General features: G+C 58.7%; 8 protein-coding genes and 1 pseudogene. 3 read left to right on the forward strand and 6 right to left on the reverse strand.

Features of this window, described 5'->3' with window-relative positions; all coding sequences use genetic code 11:
* A partial coding sequence (locus tag Q7L05_RS16025; protein ID WP_303909051.1) for an AAA family ATPase occupies positions 1 to 743 on the reverse strand: 743 nt, incomplete at its 3' end.
* Positions 744 to 870: 127 nt separating this feature from the next.
* On the opposite strand from Q7L05_RS16025, the gene Q7L05_RS16030 reads away from it, so the two are divergent.
* A complete protein-coding gene (locus tag Q7L05_RS16030; protein ID WP_303909054.1) occupies positions 871 to 2,001 on the forward strand; it encodes an aminopeptidase in 1,131 nt (376 codons plus the stop codon).
* 158 nt (positions 2,002 to 2,159) lie between these two features.
* A complete protein-coding gene (locus Q7L05_RS16035) occupies positions 2,160 to 2,852 on the forward strand; it encodes a nuclease-related domain-containing protein (RefSeq protein WP_303909057.1) in 693 nt (230 codons plus the stop codon).
* A gap of 274 nt (positions 2,853 to 3,126) precedes the next feature.
* Here the strand turns inward: Q7L05_RS16035 and Q7L05_RS16040 are convergent, their stop codons facing one another.
* The 5 genes and pseudogenes from Q7L05_RS16040 to Q7L05_RS16055 form a co-directional block, all read right to left on the reverse strand.
* Positions 3,127 to 3,741 (reverse strand): DsrE family protein, encoded by a 615-nt coding sequence (locus tag Q7L05_RS16040; protein WP_303909060.1) that lies wholly within the window; start codon positions 3,739 to 3,741, stop codon positions 3,127 to 3,129.
* A 58-nt stretch (positions 3,742 to 3,799) separates the two neighbouring features.
* On the reverse strand, positions 3,800 to 4,903 hold the full coding sequence (locus tag Q7L05_RS16045; RefSeq protein ID WP_303909065.1) for a sigma-54 interaction domain-containing protein: 1,104 nt from the start codon (positions 4,901 to 4,903) through the stop codon (positions 3,800 to 3,802).
* A 27-nt stretch (positions 4,904 to 4,930) separates the two neighbouring features.
* Positions 4,931 to 5,353, reverse strand: a pseudogene (locus Q7L05_RS16050) (methanogen output domain 1-containing protein); the annotation flags it as partial.
* A gap of 85 nt (positions 5,354 to 5,438) precedes the next feature.
* The gene (locus Q7L05_RS17555; protein ID WP_411293349.1) at positions 5,439 to 5,681 is read right to left on the reverse strand and encodes an FmdB family zinc ribbon protein; all 243 of its coding nucleotides are present in this window, start codon (positions 5,679 to 5,681) and stop codon (positions 5,439 to 5,441) included.
* A 106-nt stretch (positions 5,682 to 5,787) separates the two neighbouring features.
* Complete coding sequence (locus Q7L05_RS16055) at positions 5,788 to 6,441, reverse strand: beta-class carbonic anhydrase (RefSeq protein WP_303909063.1); 654 nt, start codon at positions 6,439 to 6,441, stop codon at positions 5,788 to 5,790.
* A 335-nt stretch (positions 6,442 to 6,776) separates the two neighbouring features.
* On the opposite strand from Q7L05_RS16055, the gene Q7L05_RS16060 reads away from it, so the two are divergent.
* On the forward strand, positions 6,777 to 7,043 hold the full coding sequence (locus tag Q7L05_RS16060; protein ID WP_303909068.1) for an EamA family transporter: 267 nt from the start codon (positions 6,777 to 6,779) through the stop codon (positions 7,041 to 7,043).
* Positions 7,044 to 7,411 lie beyond the last annotated feature (368 nt).

Consider the following 7,411-nt stretch of genomic DNA (forward strand, 5'->3'; position numbering starts at 1 on the left):
AGCAGTGCCAGGCCCGCGCGCGGCGAGAGGCCGGTGACGAACAGGGCCGATTCGCGGCTGAAGGTCAAAAGCGCCTGCAGATAATCGAGCAACGCCTCGGAAACGTGGACCTTTCGCACCCTGGCCTGCAACGCCACCAGCTCCTCCGGTGTCATCGCCGATTCGATATCCAGCAGCATCTCCCGTCGGTCACGTCCGGCGAGTAGCGAGCGCTCCGCACGTCGGTCCGGAAAGCCCAGCTTGATGACCATCAGGAAGCGGTCCAACTGCGACTCGGGCAGCGGGAAGGTGCCGATCTGGTAGGCAGGATTCTGCGTGGCAATCACAAAAAACGGCTCCGGAAGCCGCCGCGTCTCGCCCTCCACCGTGACCTGGTGCTCCTCCATGGCTTCCAGCAGGGCACTCTGGGTTTTGGGGGTAGCGCGATTCACCTCATCGGCCAGCACCACCTCGGCGAACACCGGCCCGGGATGAAAGCGAAAATTGCCGCTCTCTCGTTCGTAGATCGAAACACCCAGAATATCCGCCGGCAGCAGGTCGGAGGTGAACTGCACTCGGTTGAAATGGAGCCCCAGGCTGCCCGCCAGCACGTGGGCCAGGGTCGTCTTACCCACGCCCGGCAGGTCTTCAATGAGCAGGTGGCCCCGGGCCAGCAGGCAGGCGACGGCCAGACGTACCTGCCGCTCTTTGCCCAGAATGAACTCGCCCGCCTGGGCGATAACGGCTTGCAGCTTAGCTTCCATGGAGAACCAGACTTGAGGATCGGCGGATTATTCTGACACAAACCTTCCGGCCCGTGACGAGATCGTGATCGGGTGCCGTTAGCGGTCTTCGTAACGAGGACCCGGTTCCAAATTTCCGGTAAACGGCGTGATAATCTCCACAGGCATGCGATATCGAATCCACCGGCTCCCTTCCATGATGATGGCCGGGGCGCTGCTCGCCGGCTTGAGCGGCTGCTCCACTCTCGGCTACTACGGCCAGGCACTCTCCGGCCACCTGGAGCTCGTCTCCCGAGCCCAACCGCTGGACGCGGTCCTGCAGCGGAAGGATCTCGATCCGGAGACCCGCGAGCGACTGGAACAAGCGGTGGAGATTCGGCATTTTGCCAGTGATGCGCTCGCCTTGCCTAAAAACGGCAGTTATACACAATACGCCGACATTGGCCGCCCCTATGCCGTCTGGAACGTGGTCGCGACCCCCGAGTTTTCAGTGATACCCCTGAGATGGTGCTATTTCGTAGCCGGATGTGTGAGCTACCGCGGCTACTTCGACCTGGACGAAGCGCGCGCCAATGCCAGCGAACTCAGAGAGCACGGCTTTGACGTGATGGTCAGCGGCTCCCAGGCCTACTCGACCCTGGGTTGGTTCGATGACCCTTTGCTCAACACCTTCATCAATCAGCCCGGGGCCCAGCTCGTTAATATCATAGTCCACGAGCTCGCCCATCAACGTCTCTATATAAAGGACGATTCCGCCTTCAACGAGGCCTTCGCCACGGCCGTCGCCCGCGAGGGAGTGCGCCGCTGGTTCGAGCGGCAAGGTGTCCCCGACGCCTACCTGGCCTATGTCGAGGCCCAGGAACGTCGTTCGGACTTTCACCAGCTACTGATCGGCACCCGTAAAGCCCTGCAGCAGCTCTATCGCCGCAATGTGCCCGAAGCGGTGATGCGTAGCGATAAGGAGGCGGCATTTGCGGATCTCCACGAACAGTATGCCGGCTTCAAGCAGCGCTGGGACGGCTATGAGGGCTTCGATGCCTTTATGCAGCGGAAACTCGACAACGCCCAACTCGCCATGTTCGCTACCTACCGGGAGCATGTCCCCGCTTTCGAGGTGCTCATCGCCAGACACGACGGCGATATGGAAGCCTTCTATCAGGCCGCCGCCCGCATCGGCAAACTGCCGAGGGAGCACCGTCAGGCAATGCTGGTGGCTCTGGCCGAAGAATCGGCCGGCGCCCGGATCGAGGCTTCACTCCCCATCCCGCCCGGCTCCTGAACCGGCCGGCGCGGGCCCCCCCGGGTGAAAGATCGCCTCGCGCCCCCACTCATTACCTAACCTCTATTCCCTCGCATTAATAGCAAACCCGTTCCCCCAACCCACGCCTAACCAGTTAAAATACTCACCCAGACACTTCCTACTACGAAAAACAAAACGTGAACGCCCAGATACCGTTACTGGCCATAGGCCCCGCTTCGCTTCTGCTCGCCCTTGGCATCTGGCTGCTCGGGCCCGCCCTGGGTCGCCGCAGCCGGCAGAGGGCCGTCCTCCGCACGCTGCGCAATCTCGGGCCTGAAATCCGCCGCGATGTCGTTCTCGAAGATGGCATCGAAGGTCTCACCTTCATCGACTACGTCGTCATGACTCCCGATGGTGCCATGGCGGTCGAAGTTCTTCCTCATAAGGGTGCGATTTTCGGCGCTGAAAATGCCGACCAGTGGTCCCAGGTGATCGGGCACAAAACCACCCGCTTTCCCAACCCCATGGCCCGCACCCGCGAACAGGTCAGCGCCCTGCGCCTCGCCGCCAAGGAACTCAAGCCCCGCGGCCTGGTCCTGTTCGGCCCCGATTGCACCTTCCCGAAAGGCAAACCCCGGGGCGTCGCAGTGCCCGATGAGCTCCAAACCGATAGCCGGCCCACCGCCATCCCGGCCACCCTCCACTGTGCCTGGCAGGAGTTCGTCCAGTTGGCGGATCAAAAAGCCGCCATCTACCAGACCGAGCGGGCACTGATGCGGGAAAAACATGGATGGGGCCGGCCCTTTCTAGGTGCCCTGTTTACGATTGCGGCGGCGGCTTGGGCAGCGGGGATACTGGTGCTGAGTCAGTTTCCGGTTGCAACCGGATGAGGGAGATCTATCGGGTGCCCCATTAAGGCGAAGTCCAAAAGCAATTCAGGACAGAAGTAACTTCGAGACGGAAGCTTCGGCGCAGTAAGCATGGAAAAAATACGGGCGATTACTCGCCCGTATTGTTCGAGGTACTACTAACAGGGTTGAAAAAGGTTTTTGCCCTTCTTTTTGAGGAGAAAATTGGGATGAGGGATACAAAAATCAGCAATATACCTCTTGAGCCCCTTCACCCCAGCCCTCCCTCGGGGTGGAAGCGTTTCTCAACAGCCTGCTAAGGCTGTACATACTGCCAGCCGTTGCTCTGAAAGTCCGCAATCGCAGTAATGCCTGCGGTAGTGTACTGAACACCATCGACAAGCTGTTCCGTCGCGTGCCCCGCCGTCAAGGTGCCGTTCCTGATGTAGCCCCTCACGGTATTTTGACAGAAGTAGAAGTTCACACCCTCGTCCAGGAGCGCGCGCACGTCACCCTCGAACGGGTTGGACCCTTTGCTGTGCGCCTTGAGTACTTCATCCTTCACCATCAGCATTCCGCCCCCGCTGTGGACGATTGCGGCGACTTCGAAGTCTTCGCCCATGGTCATGCCGTGCGTCACCTCATAGTCATTGATCGCATTCCGGATATTGCCGAGTGCGTAAGCCCGAAGACATACGCCGTTGACCGGGGGCGATGCACAAGACTGGTTGATTTGAATGAGAAGCCTGACCTTCTTCCGCTGGTCGAGGCATCGGGTCATTTGAGCGCTGCCTTCTCCGAACTCATCGTCGAGGCTCAATCCGTTTACAAAACCTACGGGACACTCTCTGTTTTCGTTCTCGGCTTGAGCCGCTCCTATCGGGCCAACCAGGATGAATAGCGCTCCTAGCACTGCGATAACTTGTTTCATGACATCTCCTTATCATCTGGCATCGTCATTGCTGCGGGGGAAAAAGGGACCGGGTGCGTTATGACAACGGCGCCTTTCGGTAGCGGGCGGCATCTATCTGGTATGCCTGCAATTTGTAGTAGACGGCGCGTGGAGTGATTCCCCACTCGCGTGCGACCGCTGATACATTTCCATGATGGCGTTGAAGCATTCCTTCCAGTATTTGGCTTTCGATCCTCCTTGCGGCCTCTCGGGGGCCGCGCTGCACTCGATGGGTGTTGTCTGGATTCGGGCGGAATTGGGGTAGTGCCAGAGCGGCTTCCTGAAGGACCGTTCCTTGAGAAAAGAGGAAGGCCCGCTCAAGGACATTTTCGAGTTCGCGAACGTTTCCGCGCCATTCGTAACTCAGTAATTTGTCCCAGGCTCGCGGACTGACTGTCTTGCGAAGGGTGCCGTATTTCCTGGAAAGCTGATCGAGGAAATGGTGGGTGAGTGCCGATATATCTTCTATGCGTTCTCGAAGTGGGGGCACTTCAATAGGCACGACATTCAGCCGATAGAACAGGTCTTCCCGAAACTCCTTGGAGGAGACCATCGCACCGATATTTCGATTGGAGGCTGCGATGATTCGCACATCGGAGCGGAGTGTTTGTCTCGCACCGACCCTTTCGAATTCCTTTTGCTGAAGCACACGAAGCAGCTTCACCTGAGCGGCCAGTGGAAGGCTATCCACCTCGTCAAGGAATAGGGTTCCCCTTTCGGCGCGCTCGAAAAAACCGTGATGAACGTCGTATGCGCCAGTGAAAGCACCTTTCTCATGGCCGAATAGCGCGCTCTCCATCAGGTCAGAAGGAATGGTGCCGCAGTTGACGGCCAGGAAGGTGTCTTGCCAACGATTGCTTAAATCGTGGATCGCACGTGCAACGACCTCCTTGCCGACACCGGTTTCACCATTGATTAGCACGGTCGCGGGGGTTGGCGCGATGATTTCTACCGCTTCGAGAACCGTACGCATTCTGGACGAAGCCGCGATGATTTCAGGTTTTTTTGGGAGCCCGGGCGAATGATCGCACCGGCGGCGAAGGTTTTCGCCGATTCTGACCGACACATCGGCATCGCCGGTCCGGGCCAACAGCCTTCCCGCTCGCTGTTCGTACTCATATCCGGGCAGGTCGGCCGCCATGGCGGGTTCTGTGTAGATCAGCACCTCGCACCGAATGTCCTGGGCGGAAATCCGCTGCTTGAGATGGACTTTTGCGTAGCCGAAATTGCGTGCCGCGATGCCTCCAAAAACGCTGGAAGTCATGTGGCAAAGCTCGGGTGCCTGTTTTACGGCGTCGCCAAACGGACAGCGACTATTGACCAGCCGAACCACACCGGGTTCGCTGGAAGCCCGGGAAAAATTTCCGCCGATTCGGTTTTTCAGGTTAACAGCGAGTTCACCTAACTGGTCGAGATCGATCTCGTTGTCATACCCGAGCTGCTTTCTGGACATCTTCTCGAGGCACTCACTCGCGGATAAACCCAAGTGCTCGATGAAGGGAGCGGACTGGTCAGCGTGAGCCGAACTGCCTTGCTTCACGGCCATCAGACACTGGGTGGCAAACATCTGTAAAAAGCTGACTTGATCCATCGAATGTCCAAGATGCCGTGAAAAACAATTGATGCCGGATTATTTTACTAAGTCTAGAAGACACGGCTTGGAGAATCACAAAAGATCAAACCGACTTGCAGCAAGAGCAACCCGGGCCATGCGGGTTGGGGGATGCAGGGCGATTGTTCAGCGACTGGATGGCCAGCTCACGGCCACGTGTAGCTTCGCTGTGCATCACAGGCGCCTGCAGGAACAGCTGCTTGACGGCTCCTCTGCAGGCCGGGCAGGGGGGGCTGTCGGCGCTGATTGAATGGTTCGATTCAAATCGGTGGCTGCAATCAAGACACTCGTAGTCATAGGTGGGCATTTCCAGTTGCTCCTGCCATCACGGCACTGTTTGTTGCAGATGAACCTTCCGTTTTTCATTCGGGGCGTCAGATAGTCCGACGCCAAAGGGCGCCGGACCGAGATCCTCAGTCCCAACGTGGAGGCTGCGTCCTGGAGACGCCGAATTGAGCCGACGAAACGTCGGTCATGGCGCGTCGTTCGGCATCCAGGGTCGGTGCCCGCAGCCGTCGCGGTTCCACTTCCCAGATCCAACCGCTGACCACTACGTTATCGGGGATAAGCGGGTGGTTGCGGATGGCCTCGACACTTCGCATACAGGTCTTGTCCACGTCATCCATCATCCCAATCCACTTGCTAAAAGATCCGGGTGCGAGACTCAGTTCCGGGAGCGTGGGGTCGAGCACTATGTCGTCGGTATCAACGCCGTTGTTTTGAAGCACCTGCTCCAGATCGGCGGCATTTGCAGACAGCATCCCGCACTGGGTATGTTGAACCACGACAATCTCCGTAGTCCCGAAGAAATTGCAGGTCAGCATTGCCGAACGGATGGCGTCGTCGGTGACGATGCCGCCGGCATTCCGGAAGCAGTGGGCGTCACCGCCTCCCGCCGGTGAATCGACCCGAATGCCGAGTGCCTCATCAATGGGGAGCCGTTCATCCATACAGGTCAGGACCCATAACTTCCGGTTGTTGGCGCCTTCCGGTCCGAAGTGGCGCCGTTTGGCCCAGTGGTCGTACGCATCGACTTTTGCCTGCAGTTCCTCTTTCAATGTCGCCATCTTTGTTCTCCTTAACGAAATGTAAACAGTTTGCACTCAGTACACCCTGCAAAAGACGCGCCATCCGGAGAAAGTTAGAAAAAGCAATGAGTTGCGATTTCCGCATCGAAAACGCGCTGCGTCCCGATTGAAGCAGGAAGTCGCCGGGGAAGAGAAAAACCGATGAAATTCCGATAGTTGACTCTGTGAAGTCATACTTCTCAGAAGTGAAACACAGCTTCACACCACGGCTGACAAAGTGAGCCGCTCCTTGGGTGAGCGCCGCCGCCTCCCTGGAATAATTCAGCTCACAGATTGGTATAGCCCGAGCCGATAGGTTCGGCTCAATTGGCCTGCTGTGGGCAGTCACCTCGGGAGCACTCGCCTCCGGTCCGAGTTACGCACTCTGGTACAGCGTCCTCCCGCACCTCACCGCCACCCGCGCCGCCACCGTGCAGCTATCGGTCCCGGTGATCGCCGCCATCGCCGGCGTACTGATCCTTTCCGAAGCGGTCACGCTCCGCCTCGTGGTCGCATCGGTGTTGATCCTGGGCGGGATTGGTTTGGCAGTGTTCGGGCGGCGGCGCTGGGGACGGCCGCAGGCCCGGATGAATAACTGGTAACCACGGGGAACACGGGGACTACGGGGTAAAACAAGTTGTTCGGTTTTTTCCTTCGTGCGCCCCATGCTCCCCGAGGTTCGAAATTCAAGCAGTGAATCGTTAAGTTCTTCAGGAGAGCCCCAGCGACGCGTAAATCCATACGCCGTCATTGCGAGCCGGGCTCGCCTCTGCATGGCCCCGAATCAGTGACGAACGTTCAGCCGTCACTGCGAGCCGGACCCGCTGCTGCACGGCTCCGAATCAATGACAGACTCTTAGCTGTCATTGCGAGCCGTACCCGACGCACGCGGCCCCGAATCGGGCACGAACGTTCAGCCGTCATTGCGAGGAGCCCCAGCGACGCGGCAATCTGGGGTTTGGGAGCAGGA

The organism is Thiohalomonas denitrificans (assembly GCF_016841685.1).
Lineage (GTDB): Bacteria > Pseudomonadota > Gammaproteobacteria > Thiohalomonadales > Thiohalomonadaceae > Thiohalomonas > Thiohalomonas denitrificans_A.